Source organism: Pseudomonas sp. TWI929 (assembly GCF_039673335.1).
GTDB lineage: Bacteria > Pseudomonadota > Gammaproteobacteria > Pseudomonadales > Pseudomonadaceae > Aquipseudomonas.
This window is the reverse complement of the sequence record NZ_JBDJLK010000015.1, coordinates 16591-33327: the sequence shown is the minus strand read 5'-3', so window position 1 is coordinate 33327 and position 16737 is coordinate 16591. Positions and strand designations below refer to the sequence as shown.

Genomic DNA, 16737 nt, shown 5'->3' with positions numbered 1-16737 from the left:
CACAACAACGACAACGAAAGGCCCCGCCCCGGCGCTGACCGGGGCCAGGCCGAGGGTTGCATCCGATGAGCACGATAGAGCAATTCCGGCACGACACCCGTGCCTGGCTGGAGGCCAACTGCCCGCAATCGATGCGTACCGCCATGGGCGAAGGCGATGTGGTCTGGGGCGCCAGCCAGCCGCAGTTCCCCAATGACGATGCGCGCCTGTGGTTCGAGCGCATGCGCGACAAGCGCTGGTTCTGTCCCGAATGGCCTGAAGCCTACGGCGGTGCTGGCCTGGATGCCGAGCACGTGGCGGTGCTGGAAAGTGAAATGCGCCGCCTCAAGTGCCGGCCACCGCAGATCAACCTCGGCATCTGGATGCTCGGGCCAGTGCTGCTGGCCTACGGCAGCGAGGAGCAGAAGCGCAGCCTGCTGCCGCCCATGGCGCGCGGTGAAGTGCGCTGGTGCCAGGGCTTTTCCGAGCCCAACGCCGGCTCCGACCTCGCCAGCCTGAAGATGGCCGCGCGTGACGCAGGCGACCACTTCGTGGTCGATGGCAGCAAGATCTGGACGTCCTACGGCGACAAGTCCGACTGGATGTATGCGCTGGTGCGCACCGACAACCAGGCGCCCAAGCACGAGGGCATCAGCCTGATCGTGCTGGACATGCGCAGCCCCGGGGTAAAGCCGGTGCCAATCGACCTGATCAGTGGCAAGTCGGCGTTCTGCCAAGTCTTCTTCGACGCGGTGAAAGTGCCCAAGAGCCAGCTGATCGGCCCGCTCAATGGCGGTTGGAACCTCGGCAAATACCTGCTGCAGCACGAACGCAAGGCCATGTCCAAGTTCGGCGAGTTCAGCCTGCCTTCGCACTTCGACCTGCTGGCGCTGCTGCGCGAATACCTGCCACGGCCAGCCAGCCAGGGCGAACTGGCCTTGCAGGCGCGGGCGGTGGCCCGCGCGATGGACGAGCACGCCTATGGCCTGACGGTGCAGCGCATGGCCGAGGAGGGGCGTAGTGGCGACGACATCAGTGGCCTGATGGCGATCATGAAACTGCTGCACACCGAGCAGGAGCGCGACAAGTTCGAGGTGCTGCTCGATGCCATGGGCGGCCATGGCCTTGGCTGGCAGCAGCCGGGCTTCAGCGAGTGCGAACTGGCGGTGACCCGCGCCTGGCTCAACAGCTATGCCCTGACCATTTCCGGCGGGGCTTCGGAGGTGCAGCTCAATGTCATCGCCAAGCGCGTGCTGGGCCTGCCCGACGGCAAGAAAGGAGTATCGGCATGAACCTGCGTTACAACAACGAGCAACGCCTGCTGGCCGACAGTGCCCGCGACTTCCTGGCCGCGCGCAGCCCGGTCGCGGCACAACGGCGCCTGCGTGACCAGGGCGTGGCGCAAGGCTTCGACACCCAGCTGTGGCGCGAGGCGGTGGAGCTGGGCTGGAGCGCGATCCCGTTTGCGCCGCACCTCGGCGGGCTGGATTTTGGATGCATGGGCCTGGGGCCGATCTTCGAAGCCAAGGGCCAGCACCTGTCGGCGACGCCACTGTTGTCCAGCGTGGTGCTGGCCGGCTCGCTGCTGGCGCTTGCCGGTTCGGCCCCGCAGCAGGAGCAATGGTTGCAGCCAGCGATTCGCGGTGAGCGGCGCCTGGCCCTGGCACTGGAGGAGAGTGGCCGCCATCGCCCCCGCGACGTCGCCCTTGCGGCGGTGGCCGACGGCGACGGCTTCCGCCTCACGGGGGAAAAGTTCTGGGTTATCGACGGCGTGGCTGCCGATGCCTACGTGGTGGCGGCGCGTACCGCCGGCCAGCCGGGTGAGGAGCAGGGCATCAGCTTGTTCCTGGTGCCGGCCGATACCCCAGGCGTGCAGTGCAGCGTGCTGCCGATGATCGACTCGCGCAACAGCGGGCGCTTGCAACTCGACCAGGTACGCCTGGGCCGCGAGGCGCTGTTGGGTGTGGCCGGCGGTGCCTGGGCAGTGCTGGACGCTGTGCTGGACCGTGGCCGGGCGTGCCTGGCGGCGGAACTGCTGGGCGCTGCGCAGCAACTGTTCGAAACCACCGTGGAGTACCTCAAGACCCGCGTGCAGTTCGACGTGCCGATCGGCTCGTTCCAGGCCCTGCAGCACCGCGCCGCAAAACTGTACACCGACCTGGCCCTGGCGCGCAGTGCGGTGATGGCTGGGTTGGCAGCACTGGATGAAGCGCAACTGGCCCCGGCCCAACGTGGGCGGCTGGTCAGCCTGGCCAAGTGGAAGGCCGGCGATACCGCGCTGAAAGTCGCCAACGAAGCGGTGCAGATGCATGGCGGCATTGGCGTGACCGACGAGCTGGATGTCGGCCTGTACCTCAAGCGGGTGCGGGTGGCCCAGGCCTGCCTGGGTGATCGCGACTTCCATTGCGAACGTTATGCGGCCCTTGACGAGGCCTGCGCCTGAGCGCAGCGGCTGGAGAACCCTGATGAGCATTGACCGTTGGCGACAGGCCTGGGAGCAGCTGCTTGCCCCTGGCTCGCCTTTCGAAATGATGACCCCGGCCGATGGTGGCCCGCGTTACTTCCGCCAGGCGCCGCGCAACCTGTTGCAGGTGATCGACGCTGCACGGGTGCATGGCGACAAGGAGTTTGTCGTCTGGCAACAGCAGCGCCTGAGCTTCGCCGCCTATTTCGACGCTGTCGACCGGCTGGCCGGGCAGTTGGCTGGCCCGCTGGGCCTGCGCCCCGGCGAGCGGGTGGCGATTGCCATGCGCAACCAGCCGGCCTGGCTGGTGGCATTCGCCGCCATCCAGCGTTGCGGGGCGGTGTGCGTGCCGCTCAACAGCTGGGGCCTGCATGATGAATTGCTGCATGGCGTGGAGGACAGCGGTGCGCGCCTGTTGATCGGCGACGAGCCGCGCCTGGCTTTGCTGCAAGGCGACCTGGCGGCGAGTGGGCGCACCTTTATCGTGGTCGGGCGTGCCGCCGACGCAGGGCTGCCCGCGCATTGCCTGCGCTACGAGGACCTGCTGGCGGCCGAGCCGCTGCCGCTGGCGGCCTTGGACATCGAGCCGCAGGCGCCCGCGCTGATTCTCTATACCTCCGGTACCACCAGCCGGGCCAAGGGCGTGTTGTCCAGCCACCGGGCGATTTGCCAGGCGTTGACCGCGCTGGAGTTCCAGGGCGCGTTCTGTGCGCTGACATCGCCCGAAAGGATCGCCGGCATGCTCGGCAGTGGCTTTGCCTCGAGCACCTTGATGGCGGTGCCGCTGTTCCACGTCAGTGGCCTGCACGCGCAGTTCCTCTCGGCCTTGCGCGGCGGCCGGCGCTTGCTGCTGATGTACAAGTGGGACGCCGAGCAAGCGCTGGACCTGATCCGTGACGAGCGCTGCACCCAGTTCAATGGTGCGCCACTGATGATGCAGCAGCTGCTGGCATCGCCACGTTATGGCGGCAGTGACACCGCCAGCCTGTTCGGCCTCGGCCTGGGCGGCGGTGCATCCTCGGCCGGCCTGCTGGACGAAATGCTCGGGCGCAAGCCACAGGTGATCGCCGGCAGTGGCTACGGCCTGACCGAAAGCAATGGCATCGGCGCGGCGATTGGCGGCGATCTGTTCGCCTACCGGCCGGCGGCAGCGGGCTGGCCGTTGCCGATCGTTGACGTGTGTATCGGTGACGACCCGTCGCAACCACTGCCTGCCGGCCGCGAAGGGTTGATCTGGCTGCGCTCGCCGACCTTGATGGAGGGCTACTGGAACCTCGCCGAGGCCAGCCAGCAAACCCTGCGCTACGGCTGGCTGGACACCGGCGACCTCGGCTACCTCGACGAACAGGGCTTCCTGTGCATCAGCGGGCGGGTCAAGGACTTGATCAACCGCGGTGGCGAGAAGATCTCGGCGGTGGAGATCGAAACCTGCGTCAGCGACATGCCCGGGGTGCTGGAAGCGGCGGCGTTCGCCGTCGACCACCCGTTGTTCGGTGAAGTGGTGGCGCTGGCGATCCATGGCGCGGCGGCCAGCCTGCCGGCGGACGAGCAGGTGCGCACGTTCATCGCCGAACGGCTGGCGGCCTACAAGGTGCCGGCCCAGGTCTACCGCGTCGATCAGCCACTACCACGCAATGCCACCGGCAAGGTGCTCAAGGCCGAACTCAAGGCACGCCTGGGCAGCGCGTGATTGTTAGTCCCTCCGGACGATGCCGTGCCGGCTGGAACCGGAACAATGAAGCCATACCACAAGCCTTATCAGCGAAGGAGGCAGTACATGAAAACAACAACAGGTGTGATACTCGCAGCCGCTCTGTCCCTCAACACAGGTCTTATAACCGGGGCCTACGCCGCCGTGTCGCCGGAAGAAGCCGCCCGGCTTGGCAAGGACCTGACCTGCGTCGGCGCCGAGCAGGCCGGCAATGCGGCGGGCACCATCCCGCCGTACACCGGCAAGTACCTGGGCCAGGTGCCGGGTTGGAACCACGTCAAGTTCTCCGGTGACCAGCCGGTGGACCCGTATGCCGATGAAAAGCCGATCCTTGTGATCACTGCGCAGAACATGGACCAGTACGCCGAGCATCTGACCGAAGGGCAGAAGGCGCTGCTGAAGAAATACCCGGCCAGCTACAAGATGAACATCTACCCGGGGCACCGTGACTTCCGTTACCCCGACTACGTGTGCCGCCGGGTGGCCGACAATGCCCTGCATGCGCAGCTGGTGAACGACGGGCTAGGCGTCGAGGGCCTGGGCCAGGTGCCGTTCCCGATTCCCAAGAACGGCATGGAAGTGCTGTGGAACCACCAGTTGCCGGCACGCGCCTACACCGAGGAGAAAATCTCCGACCTCGCCTCGGTACTGCCCAACGGCAGCATTGGCTGGGGCCGCGCCCATGCGCGCAACTTGTCGCAGGCCAACTCACCGACCGTGGAGCCGAAAACCTCCGACATGATCCAGGCGATGAGCTACAACACCACGCTCAAGCCGGCCCGTGACAACGGTGTGATCAGCATTGCCCACGAGCCCTACAACTTCGTCACCTCTGCGCGCCAGGCCTGGGCCTACAGCCCGTCGACCCGGCGCGTGCGGCAGATGCCAGGGTATGGCTACGACCAACCGATGATCGGCACCAACGGCACCATGACGGTGGACGAGGACCGCCTGTTCAATGGCGCGCCGGAGCGTTACACCTGGAAGCTGCTGGGCAAGCGCGAGATCTACAGCCCGGCCAACGCCTTCAAGGCCAACGCCGGTACCGTCAAGTATGCCGAGCTGCTGACGCCCAACCATCCCAACCCCGAGTTCATGCGTTATGAGCTGCGCCGGGTGTGGGTGGTGGAGGCCGACCTCAAGGAAGGCTACCGCCATGTGTACGGCAAGCGTGTGTTGTTCATCGACGAAGACACCTGGAACGCGGTGATGGCCGACAACTACGATGCCCGTGGGCAGCTGTGGAAGCACGCCATGATCAACTACTACTACCACCCGGACATGAGTGGCTGGCAGGCCGGTTCGCAGTTCTTCATGGACCTGAACTCGGGGCAGTACACCGGCTACGGGATGACCAACGAGGCGAAGAAGGGGCCGATTCTGAACGAGAGCAAGTTTACGCCGGACATGTACACCGCCGATGCCGCACGGGCGATTGGGCGTTGATGGGCTGATAGTTGCTCGGAAGTGAATGAGGCCTGGCAGGGTTACCCCGCCAGGCCTTTTTCATGTTTGTGTGATGTTGGGTGCCTGTCTTGGGATTTGCAGGGGGGGCATAAATCGAGCGCCGCCCGCGCGGCGCATCGCGGGCAAGCCCACTCCTACATTTGTTGCAACGTGGCCATGCCTGTGAGGCCATGGTTGTCAGCCGGTTTGCACGGCTCAAGTCATGCGCCAGAGCTGGCAACCATGGCATTACAGGTTCGGCACGCTGCAACAAATGTAGGAGCGGGCTTGCCCGCGATGGCGCTCGATCTCACAGGCGCTGAATGTCTCGAGGCAGGCCCCCGGCCCCTACACCGCCACCGCGCCAACCACCTTGCCGCCCGCCAACCCCTTGATCTGCGCCCGATACCGCGGCAACGCAATAGCCAAGAACACCGCCGCCAACACCAGCAACACCACCGAAGCTGCCAACGCATACCGCAGCGACTCCCCCTGCAACCTCGGCAGGAACAGGTCACTCAGCATCCCGATCAACAACGGCCCCAGTCCAACCCCCAGCAAGGTCATGGCCATGACAAAGATCGCCGTGGCCTGTGCCAGTCGATTCGCCGGGAACAAATGAGTGATCGCCCCCAGGCACGGCGTCGCCCACCACACCCCAAAGAAGCCGAACGCACTGTAGAACAGGAACGCCTGTGGCACCGGCGTGTCGCCAATGTAAAAGGCAATACCCTGCGGCCACAGGAAGTAGGCCAGGGCAAACGGAATGCTCAGCAATGTGCCCAGCAACGGCACGCCAATCTGCCAGCCAACATCACGCCGGGCCAGGCGGTCGGTGAGTATGCCGCACACCAGGGTGCCGATGGTCGAGCCGGTACCACCGATCACGCCCACCAGGAAGCCCGCTTGCTGCATGTTCAGGCCGTGGGAGCGAATCAGGAAGCTCGGGCTCCAGGTGCCGATGGCGTAGCCGGCGATCGCCGCTGCGCCGCCAGTCATCACCAGCCACGGGAACGATGGCATACGCAGCAGCTCGACCAGGGTCTGCAGCCAGCCTTCGCTCGCCACGGCACTGGCCTGCTGCAACCTGACGGGCGCCGGTGTGCGCACGGTCAGCAACAGCAACAAGCCAAGGAAGATGCCAGGCGCACCGATCAGCAGGAACGCATAACGCCAGCCATGCTGCTGGGCAATCCAGCCACCCAGGCCCAGGCCGACGATGGCGCCCAGGCTTGAGCCAAGCATCAGTACTGCCAGGGCCGTGGAGCGGCGCTGTGGCGGGTAAAGGTCGGAGACCATCGCCACCGACGGCGCGGTGCCGCCAGCCTCGCCAATGGCCACGCCAATGCGCGCCAGGACCAGGGTAAAGAAGTTGCTGGCCATGCCGCAGAGCATGGTCATCAGGCTCCAGGCCATGCAACTGAAGGCAATAACCGGCTTGCGCCCGATGCGGTCCGACAGCCGCCCCAGGGGTAGGCCGAACACGGTGTAGAACACGGCGAAGGTCACGCCCGAGAGTAGCCCGATACCCGTGTCGGAAATGCCGAACTCGAGTTTTACCGGTTCGATCAGGATCGCCATCAGCTGGCGGTCAATGTAGTTGAACACGTAGATGCTGGCCAGCACCAGCAAGGCGTAGTGGGTACGCCAGGTCACGGGAGGGGATGGGTTCACTGTACGGCTCCGCTTCTTGTTTTAGGTGCGCACGATGCTCGACGCATCCTGGCGCGATTTCATCGTCTGTTCAGACCAGTTTCGCCGCGCCGGCGTGCGCCTCGCCGGGCGTTGGCCAGGCAGCGCAAGACTAGTCTCGACGGACGATGTTTCGCACCTGCCCAGGGTGAATCATTCAGCCCATGCCCGGTGTTTCGCGCCCCTTGCACACCGGTAACAAGAAGAGTGAAGGAGCTGAAATGAGCATCTTGTTCGAGCCTGTGCGGCTGGGCGAACTGCAGTTGGCCAACCGCATCGTCATGGCCCCGATGACCCGCAGCCGTGCCGACAGCCAAGGCGTACCGGGCAGCGACATGGTTGCCTACTACCGCCAGCGTGCCAGTGCCGGGCTGATCGTGGCCGAGGGCACCGCGCCTTCGGCCAGTGGCCTGGGCTACTGCCGCACCCCGGCGATCTACTCCGCCGAACAGATTGTCGCCTGGCGCCAGGTGACCCGCGCCGTGCACGCCGAGGGCGGGCGCATGGTACTGCAACTGATGCATGTGGGGCGTGCCGCCAGCCGTCATAACAAGCCGCAGGGCGCAGCGACGGTGGCGCCCTCGGCGATTCGCGCGCGTACCCAGCTGTTCAGCGATGCTGCCGGCATGGTCGACACCGAGCTGCCCGAGGCGCTGACTGTCGAAGGTATCGCTGGCGTGATCGACGACTACCGCCAGGCCGCGCTGAATGCCCGTGAAGCCGGCTTCGATGGCGTCGAGCTGCATTGCACCAGCGGCTACCTGCCGATGCAGTTCATGGCTGCCAGCAGCAACCAGCGCAGCGATGAATATGGCGGCGATGCCGGCAACCGGGTGCGCTTCGCCAAGGAGGTGCTCGAAGCCATGGCTGCGGCGATTGGCGCCGGGCGAGTGGGCCTGCGCCTGTGCCCCGGCAACCCTTACAACGACATCGACGACAGCGAGCCAGCCGTGACCAGTGCGGCACTGTGCGCGGCGGTAGCGCCATTGAACCTGGCCTACCTGCACGTCATGCGTTCGCCCCTGGCCGACCTCGATGCCTTCGCCCTGGCGCGCCAGCACAGCCGCCAGGCACTGATCCTCAACGATGGCTTCGACGGCGCTTCGGCGTGTGCGGCACTGCAGGCGGGCGAGGGCGCGGCGGTGTCCTTTGGCCGGCACTTCATCGGCAACCCGGACTTGGTCGAGCGGTTGCGCCACGGTCGGCCGCTGGCCGGCTTTGACCGCAAGACCCTCTACACCTCAGGGGCAAGGGGCTACAGCGATTACCCCAGCTGGCAGGCCAGCGCGGAGGTGACGCCATGAACCTGCCGCAAAATCTGACTGCCGTGGCCCAGCAGCCGGTCAGCCGCGAGCAGACCCAGGCATTGCTCGACCTGCGCAGCGCTGCCAGTGCGCTGATCAAACCTCGCGACCTCCATACCTTGGCCGATCGCCTGGAGGCGCAGGCCGATACCCACGCCGAGCGGCCGTTCCTGATCTATGGCGAGCAGGTACTGAGCTACGCCGAAGTCGACAGCCTGGCCGACCAGATGGCCCATGCCTGCCAGGCCCGGGGCCTGCGCCCCGGTGATGTGTGTGCCTTGCTGATGGAAAACCGCCCGGCGTTCTTTGCTTGCTGGTTCGGCTTGGTCAAGCTTGGGGTCGTAGTGGCCTTCATCAACACCCAGGTATCTGGCAAACCCTTGCTGCACGCTTTGCAAACCACCGGCGCCAAGGCCTTGGTGGTGGGCGAAGAGTGCCTGGGCAGCCTGCAGGCCACTGCAGACTTGCCGCAACTGCCCGTGTGGCTGGTCAACGACGCCGAGCAGCCGTGGTCCGGCCCGCTGCCGAGCGGTATCGACACGGCCTTCGCCGGCGACCTGGCTGCAGCCCCGCACAGCCGCTTCCCGCGTGAGCTGCGTGCGAATATCGAAGCGCAGGCACCGACGCTGCTGATCTTCACCTCGGGCACCACCGGCCTGCCCAAGGCCGCACGCTACAGCCACATGCGCTGGATGTCGTCGGGTGATGTGATGGAAGTGACCTTGCAGGCTACGGCCGATGACGTCTTTTATTGCTGCCTGCCGCTGTATCACGGCGCCGCTGCCACGTCGGTCACGTCCACCGCCCTGCGCGTCGGTGCAAGCATCGTGGTGCGGCGCAAGTTCAGCGTGCGCGAGTTCTGGAGCGATGTTGCCCGCCATCGCATCAGCGTATTCCAGTACATCGGCGAAATCTGCCGCTACCTGCTCAACCGCCCGGAGCAGCCCGGCGAACGTGAGCACAGCCTGCGCTGCATGCTCGGTGCCGGCCTGTCGGGTGACGCCTGGCAGCGTTGGGTCGAGCGTTTCGGGCCTATCCAGGTGTTCGAAGGTTGGGGGGCCACCGAGGCCAATACCAATCTGATCAACGTCGACAACTACCTCGGCTCGTGCGGTCGGGTACCAGACTGGAGCCGCACCAACCTGCGCCTGGTGCGCTACGACGTAGAGAACGATTGCCACCCGCGCGACGAAAACGGCTTCTACCAGCTGTGCGAGGTTGGCGAAGTGGGCGAGGCAATGGGCTTTATCGTCGACCACCCGGACATCGGCGGTGGTCGCTTCGAGGGCTACACCTGCGCTGCCGCCACCGAAAGCAAGATCCGCCGCGATGTCCTGCAGGCAGGCGATGCCTGGTGGAGCTCGGGCGACCTGCTGCGCCAGGATGCCGACGGCTACTGCTACTTTGTCGACCGCATCGGCGATACCTTCCGCTGGAAAAGCGAGAACGTCTCCACCCAGGAGGTGGCCGACGCCCTCAGCGACCTGCCGGGCCTTGAGCTGATCAACGTCTACGGCGTGCAGGTGCCGGAGCACGAGGGCAGGGCGGGCATGGCCGCAGTGCTGATGCAGCCAGGCCAGGTGTTCGACCCGCAGGCGTTGTACCAGCTGACCGAGGCACGCCTGCCGCGCTATGCCGCGCCAATGTTCGTGCGGGTGAGTGCGGCGGCGGACCTGACCAGCACCTTCAAGTTGCGCAAGGTCGACTTGCAGCGCCAGGGTTATTGCCCGCAGGCCTGCGCCGACCCGCTGTTCATCCGCGACGAAAACAGCCGCAGCTACCAGCCCTATTCCGTGGAGGTGCTGGCGCAGGTGGGCCTGCCAGCATTCATCGGTGGCCAGCATGGTTGAACTCGACGGCAACGGCCACGCGCTGGAGGGCGGCCTGCGCTACCCCTGGCCGCAGGCGCAAGGCAGCGGCGAGTGGCGGGAGGTGCTGGACGGGGTGTGGTGGCTGCGCATGCCGCTGCCGTTCCGCCTCGACCACATCAACCTGTACCTGCTGCGCCATGGCGACGGCTGGGTGGTGGTGGACAGCGGCATGAACACCGCGCAAACCCGTGAAGTGTGGGAGCGGGTATTTGCCGGGTTGTTCGCCTGCCAGCCGGTGCTGGCGGTGATCTGCACCCACTACCATTCCGACCATGCCGGGGTGGCAGCCTGGCTCGCCGAGCGCTATCGCTGCCCGGTGTACATGACCGCCAGCGAGTACCGCTCGCTGTACCTGACGGTGCCGCCCGAGCAGGCGCCAGGTTGGGACTTCTGCGACTTCCACCTCAAGGCAGGCTTTACCGACCAGCAGGTCGACGAGCTGTACCGGTTGATCCAGAACGGCCACTTCCGCCCGTTGCATTTCAACAGCTACCGGCGCTTGCGCGACGGCGACCGTTTGGCCATCGGTAGCCGCCAGTGGCGCGTGGTGATCGGCCGTGGCCATTCCCCCGAGCACGCCTGCCTGTATGCCGAGGATGGCAGCGTGCTGATCGCCGGCGACCAGGTGTTGCCACGCATTACCCCGACCGTGGGCGTGCATGCCACCGAGCCCGAAGCCGACCCGCTGCGTGACTGGCTGGCCTCGCTCGACCACCTGCGCGGCTTGCCGGACAGCGTACTGGTGCTGCCCGCCCACGAGCGGCCGTTCTACAACCTGCACGCGCGCCTGGACCAGTTGCATGCGCATCACCAGGCCCAGTTGTCGCGGATGTTGGCCAGCTGTGACGAGCCGCGCAGCGCGCTCGAACTGATGGCCGTGCTGTTCCCCAGGCTGTCAGGTCGTTTCGACGAACTGATGGCGCTTGGCGAAACGTTGGCCCATGCCAACTACCTCATGGCCGAAGGGCTGCTGGTGCGCGAACTCCATCAGGCGCATTACCGCTACCGCCGTGGCCCGCAGGGGAAAATTGCGGCCGCGCCCGGCTCGACGGCAACGTTGAACATTCCTGGCAGCCAACTGGTTGCCCATCAGGAGAGTCCGTGTGATCGACAAGAACAACAATAACGGTACTGGCCTTGCTTGCCGCGGTTTGCCGCTGGCCAGCCTGACGGCGGCAATTGCCCTGGCCTCGGCATCGGCCTGGGCAGGGGAGACCATCGAGTTCGACAATGGCGCCACCATCGACTGGTCGGTGACCACCAGCTACGGCATCGGCGTGCGCCTGGCCAAGCCCAGTGACCGCCTGATGGGGGTGAACGCCGACGACGGTGACCGCAACTTCAACCAGGGCAGCCTGACCACCAACCGCCTGGGTGCACTGGGCGAGATGATCATGCGCATGGACAACTACGGCGCCGTGGTGCGCGCCAGTACCTTCTACGACGACGTCTACCACCGCAAGAACGACAACAACTCGCCGGCCACGGTCAACAAGGCCGGCGACAACGACGAATTCACCAGTGATGCGAAATACTACAGCGGTGGCCGCTCCCGCCTGCTGGATGCCTATGTGTTTGGTGGCTGGCGCTTCGACAACGACTCGATGCTCGACGTCAAGGCCGGGCGCCATATCGAATCGTGGGGCGAAAGCTTGTATTACCCCGGGGTCAACGGGGTGCAGAACCCTTCGGATGCGGTCAAGGCGGCGCAACCTGGCGTCGAGGTCAAGGAAGTACTGCTGCCGGTCGGCCAGGTGTCGGCGTCGTACCGCTTCAACCCGCAGTTCACCCTCGGCGGCTACGTGCAGTACGAATGGAAGGGCACCGAGCTGGCTCCGGTGGGTAGCTATTTGTCGGGCACCGACGTGATCGGTCCAGGCCGTGAATTCCTCATCACGCCGACCGGCAACGTGCCCTACCGTGGCACCGACGAGCCGCGCGACAGTGGCCAATGGGGTGTGCAGTTGCGCTACCGGCCGGTACCGGCGCTGGAGCTGTCGCTGTTCCACGTCAACTACCACGACAAGAACCCGGCCACCGCCCTGGTCGGCTATAGCCCGGTGCCGGTAGGCGGTGGCCTGTTCGCCTTCGCCGCCAACGGCTATCGGGTGAAGTACTTCGAAGACATCAAGCTCACCGGCATCAGCGCGTCGACCAAGCTCGGCGACACCCAGGTCGGCGCTGAATGGTCGTACCGCGACGGTGCGCCGGTGATGGTCAGCACCGGCCTGGGGCCTACCCCGGCGCGCGGCAAGGGTCAGCAGTTCCAGATATCGGCCATGCGCGTGCTGGGCGACCGCCCCTGGGCCAGCCAGACCACCCTTACCGGGGAGATCATTCACGTACGCGTCGACAGCGTCGACGCCACTTCGCCAGCCGGCAACCTGCAGGGCGTGGCGCTGCTGCCGAGCCTGCGACCTTTGGTTGGAGCTTCCGATGACTTCACCTACAAAACCGCGACGGGCTGGCGCTCCCGCGATGCCAGCGCCTACACCGTCGGCGCATCGTTCAGTTATCCGGGCGTTTTCCAAGGCTGGGATCTGGAAGTCCCGGTGCGCTTCTCCAACGTGTTCAGTGGCTCGACGCCCATGTCCGGGAGCATCTCCGGGGTGCAGGGCGACCGCCGTATCAGCATAGGCACCACCTTCAAGTACCTGGGCAACCTGGAAGCCGCGCTGACCTATGTCGGTTACCTCGGCTCGCCGGATGCGATCAAGCGCCCGTATGCCGACCGTGACTACGCCACCTTCTCGCTGAAATACACCTTCTGACCAATCACCTGACAACGCTGGCGCCGGTAGGCGCCGGCTCGGAGGCATCATGGGGCTCAAAGGCCACGCAGCAATAGTCGGTACCGCGCAGTACAAGCCGGAAAAGTACGCCACGGCACCGAAGATGTTCCACCTTGAACAGGTCGCCGACCTGGCCGCCCAGGCCCTGCGCGATGCCGGCCTGCAAGCCTCGGACCTGGACGGCCTGGTAATCAACGGGCCGCAGTTCCATGAAGCGTCGGTGTTCGTCCCGGCCATGGCCGCCGAATACCTGGGGCTGCGGCTGAACTTCGCCGAAGTGGTCGACCTGGGTGGTTGCACCTCGGTCGGCATGGTCTGGCGCGCCGCCGCGGCCATCGAGTTGGGCCTGTGCCAGGCGGTGCTGTGCGTACTGCCGGCGCGCATGGCGCCCTTGGGGCCGGACGAGGACCCAGGCTGGATGGCACGGGCCATGCGCTTTGGTGGCCACAGCACGGCATTTGGTGCGCCAGAGGCGGAATTCGACCTGCCCTATGGGCACATGGGCCAGAATACCGGCTATGCGATGATCGCCCAGCGCTACGCCGCCCAGTACGGCTACGACCCGCGCGCGCTGGCGAAAATCGCCGTGGACCAGCGCAGCAACGCCCAGGCCAACCCGCAGGCGATGTTCTTCGGCCAGCCGCTGAGCGTGGAGCAGGTGCTGGCCAGCCGCATGGTCGCCGACCCGTTGCATGTGCTGGAGATCGTCATGCCGGTGGCCGGCGGTGCGGCACTGATCATCACCAACAAGGAACTGGCTGCCCGTGCCCGCAAGCGCCCGGCGTTCATCACTGGTTTTGGTGAACACCTGGCGTTTAAGTCGCCGACCTACGCCCAGGACATGGTGCATACGCCAATCGGCCCGGCCTCGCGCCGCGCCTTCGCCATGGCTGGGCTGAAACCCAGCGATGTCGATGCCGCACAGATCTACGACTGCTACACCATCACCGCCTTGCTGACCCTGGAAGACGCCGGCTTCTGCGGCAAGGGCGAGGGCATGGCATTCGTCCGCGAGCACGACCTGACCTGGCGCGGCGATTTCCCCATGAACACCCACGGCGGCCAACTCAGCTTCGGCCAGGCCGGTTCGGCCGGCGGCATGTCGCAGGTCATCGAGGCGGTCACGCAGATCGCCGGGGCCGCCGGCGAGCGCCAGCTGCAGCGTTGCGACAGCGTCTATGTCTCCGGTACCGGCGGCGTGATGAGCGAGCAGGGCGCATTGATCCTTCAGGGAGCATAACGATTATGTCGAACAACAAACCGATGCCTGTCGCCACCGAGATCTCGGCACCGTTCTGGGAGGGGCTCAAGGCCCGCCGCCTGCTGGTGCAGCAGTGTGGTGCCTGTGAACAATGGCTGTTCTACCCCCGTCGGCACTGCCCGGCCTGCCTGGCACCGGACCCGGCGTGGCGCGAAGTGAGCGGCCAGGCGACGCTGTACAGCTTCACCTTGACGCGCATTCCGACCCTGCCTGACTTCATCGATGAAATGCCGCAGAAACTGGCAGTGGTGGAGCTGGCCGAAGGGGTACGTATCAATACCACCCTGGTGGGGCTGGAAGAGGGGCAGATCCGCATCGGCATGCCGTTGCAGCCGGTATTTGCGCAGGTCGATGCCAAGGGCAACCGGCTGTTGCGCTTCACTGGCCTTGAGCAGGATGCCGGCCGCCTGGAAGCTTTGGCTGTGGTCGACGACGTGCCACCAGCCGAGGCCCCTGGGGCGCGCCTGCAGGTTGACTGCCAGGACCAGGCGGCCCTGCAGGCCCTAGTCAGCGAGCATTACAGTGACTGGAGCAACAGCCTGCTGGTGGACCAGGCGCTGATCGATGCCTTCGCCCAGCTGTCGGGTGACGACTATTGGATTCACACCGACCCTGAGCGTGCCCGGCGCAGCAGCCCATTTGGCGGCACCATCGCCCATGGTGCACTGGTGCAGGTGCTGCAGTCGCGGTTGAAGCTGGCGCTAGGCTTCGAGATCACCGGCTTTACCACGCAGATCAACTACGGCTCCGACCGTTTGCGCTTCCCGGCGCCGGTGCCGGCCGGTTCGCGCATTCATGCCCGGGCCAGGGTCAAGGCGGTCGAGCTGAACCAGCGCGGTACTCAGCTGACCCTGGAGATAAACACCCATGTGGTCGGCCAGGAACGGCCGTCGGTGATCAATGACCTGGTGATCCTGTACCAGCGTTGAGGGGCGTAACTGTGGGGGCGGGCACACCCGCGCAGCATTCAACGCGGTGTATGGCACCGGCTGCGCCGGTGTTCGCGGCTGAAGCCGCTCCCACAGGTACTGCGCAAGGCTTGAAGGCTGCATAGAACCTGTGGGAGAGGGCTTGCCCGCGCCTGCAAGCGACAGGCTGATTCAGACAAACCTTAAGCCATTTGGACGATGTTTCCCGATCGCCCGCGACGGACTATCCCTATGCCCCCCCGCCTGACAAGAACAAGAGGAATGGCTCCATGGCTGCGTTGTACGTGCACCTCGATCAGGAGCGACGCCCATGCGCTCGGTGATCGGCTACCTGGTCTGCCTGATCGTCGGGCTGACCATCGTCTTTACCTTCCTGCCTCGCCCTGAGGCCGCACCCGCCGATGAACCGCTGCGTGCCGACCGGGTGCAGGTCAACGCCTTGCTCGACCTTGGCCCGCGCGTGCTGGCGGTAGGCGAGCGCGGCAGCATTCTGTTCAGCGATGACCAAGGCATCAGCTGGCAACAGGCGGTGGTCGAACCGCAACGTCAGGTGGCCCTGACCGCCGTGGTGGCGCTCGACGCACAGCGCCTGCTGGCGGTCGGCCATGACGGCTGGATCCTGCGCTCCGACGATGGCGGCCGGCATTGGCGTGAGGTGCGCCACGACAACAAGCTAGGCGAACCGCTGCTGGGCGTGTGGGCGGCCGGCGGTGAGCGCGTCCTGGCCTATGGCAGCTTTGGCAAGTTCTACCAGTCCGACAACGCCGGGGCGACCTGGCAGGCCTTGACGCTAGATATCGACAGCGCCCATCTCAACGGCATGGACGGTGGCGCCGATGGCCGGCGCATGCTGGTCGGCGAGCAGGGCCTGGTACTGCGCAGCCATGACGGCGGCATGCAGTGGCAGACGCTGCCGGCGTTCTACAGCGGCTCGCTGTTCGGCATCGTGCGCCTGAGCCAAGACGACTGGGTGGCCTACGGCATGCGCGGGCATGTGTTCGTCAGTCATGATTTCGGCGAGCACTGGCGCCAGGTCGAAGTCGGCAACACGCTGCCGCTTTATGGGCACACCCGCTTGCCAGGCGGTGGGCTGGTGATCGTCGGTGCGGGCGGCTCGTTGGTGCGCCTGGGCCCGCGCGGTGAGTTGCAGAGCGCTACGCGCCTGGTCGGGCACGGTACCTTGACCTCGGCGGCAATGGTGGGTTCACGGCTGTTGTTGGGCGGTGAACAAGGGGTTTTCGACGCCAGTGCGGGCAGCCTTGCCGCGCTGAGCCAATGAGAGGCATAC

Annotated in this window: 12 protein-coding genes; 11 read left to right on the top strand and 1 reads right to left on the bottom strand. The window is 65.7% G+C overall.

Going from position 1 to position 16737, the window contains the following annotated elements; translation table 11 throughout:
* Nucleotides 1–65: 65 nt before the first annotated feature.
* The 4 genes from ABE456_RS09265 to ABE456_RS09250 all read left to right on the top strand — a co-directional run bounded on the left by ABE456_RS09265 (nt 66) and on the right by ABE456_RS09250 (nt 5600).
* Nucleotides 66–1271, top strand: coding sequence for an acyl-CoA dehydrogenase family protein (locus tag ABE456_RS09265; protein WP_346643630.1), 1206 nt, complete (start codon nt 66–68; stop codon nt 1269–1271).
* Nucleotides 1268–2422, top strand: coding sequence for an acyl-CoA dehydrogenase family protein (locus ABE456_RS09260; RefSeq protein ID WP_346643629.1), 1155 nt, complete (start codon nt 1268–1270; stop codon nt 2420–2422). The genes ABE456_RS09265 and ABE456_RS09260 overlap by 4 nt, the downstream gene beginning before the upstream one ends.
* 22 nt (nt 2423–2444) lie before the next feature.
* Nucleotides 2445–4133 (top strand): class I adenylate-forming enzyme family protein, encoded by a 1689-nt coding sequence (locus ABE456_RS09255; protein WP_346643628.1) that lies wholly within the window; start codon nt 2445–2447, stop codon nt 4131–4133.
* Between the two features lie 87 nt (nt 4134–4220).
* The gene (locus ABE456_RS09250; RefSeq protein ID WP_346643627.1) at nt 4221–5600 is read left to right on the top strand and encodes a DUF1329 domain-containing protein; all 1380 of its coding nucleotides are present in this window, start codon (nt 4221–4223) and stop codon (nt 5598–5600) included.
* Nucleotides 5601–5948: 348 nt separating this feature from the next.
* Here ABE456_RS09250 and ABE456_RS09245 read toward each other — a convergent pair whose 3' ends face one another.
* Nucleotides 5949–7274 carry an MFS transporter gene (locus ABE456_RS09245; RefSeq protein WP_346643626.1) on the bottom strand — a complete coding sequence of 442 codons (1326 nt, stop codon included), beginning with the start codon at nt 7272–7274 and terminating at the stop codon, nt 5949–5951.
* Nucleotides 7275–7513: 239 nt separating this feature from the next.
* Here ABE456_RS09245 and ABE456_RS09240 point away from each other — a divergent pair, with 239 nt between their 5' ends.
* From ABE456_RS09240 to ABE456_RS09210, 7 genes are all read left to right on the top strand, one after another.
* A complete protein-coding gene (locus tag ABE456_RS09240) occupies nt 7514–8596 on the top strand; it encodes an alkene reductase (RefSeq protein WP_346643625.1) in 1083 nt (360 codons plus the stop codon).
* The gene (locus ABE456_RS09235; RefSeq protein WP_346643624.1) at nt 8593–10446 is read left to right on the top strand and encodes a long-chain-acyl-CoA synthetase; all 1854 of its coding nucleotides are present in this window, start codon (nt 8593–8595) and stop codon (nt 10444–10446) included. Before ABE456_RS09240 ends, ABE456_RS09235 begins: the two co-directional genes overlap by 4 nt.
* Nucleotides 10439–11593, top strand: coding sequence for an MBL fold metallo-hydrolase (locus ABE456_RS09230; protein ID WP_346643623.1), 1155 nt, complete (start codon nt 10439–10441; stop codon nt 11591–11593). Before ABE456_RS09235 ends, ABE456_RS09230 begins: the two co-directional genes overlap by 8 nt.
* Nucleotides 11571–13238 (top strand): DUF1302 family protein, encoded by a 1668-nt coding sequence (locus ABE456_RS09225; protein WP_346643622.1) that lies wholly within the window; start codon nt 11571–11573, stop codon nt 13236–13238. Before ABE456_RS09230 ends, ABE456_RS09225 begins: the two co-directional genes overlap by 23 nt.
* Before the next feature lie 49 nt (nt 13239–13287).
* Nucleotides 13288–14499, top strand: a complete 1212-nt coding sequence (locus ABE456_RS09220) for a thiolase family protein (protein WP_346643621.1) — start codon at nt 13288–13290, stop codon at nt 14497–14499.
* Nucleotides 14500–14504: 5 nt separating this feature from the next.
* Complete coding sequence (locus tag ABE456_RS09215) at nt 14505–15449, top strand: OB-fold domain-containing protein (protein WP_346643620.1); 945 nt, start codon at nt 14505–14507, stop codon at nt 15447–15449.
* 310 nt (nt 15450–15759) lie between these two features.
* Complete coding sequence (locus ABE456_RS09210; RefSeq protein ID WP_346643619.1) at nt 15760–16728, top strand: YCF48-related protein; 969 nt, start codon at nt 15760–15762, stop codon at nt 16726–16728.
* Nucleotides 16729–16737: the final 9 nt, after the last annotated feature.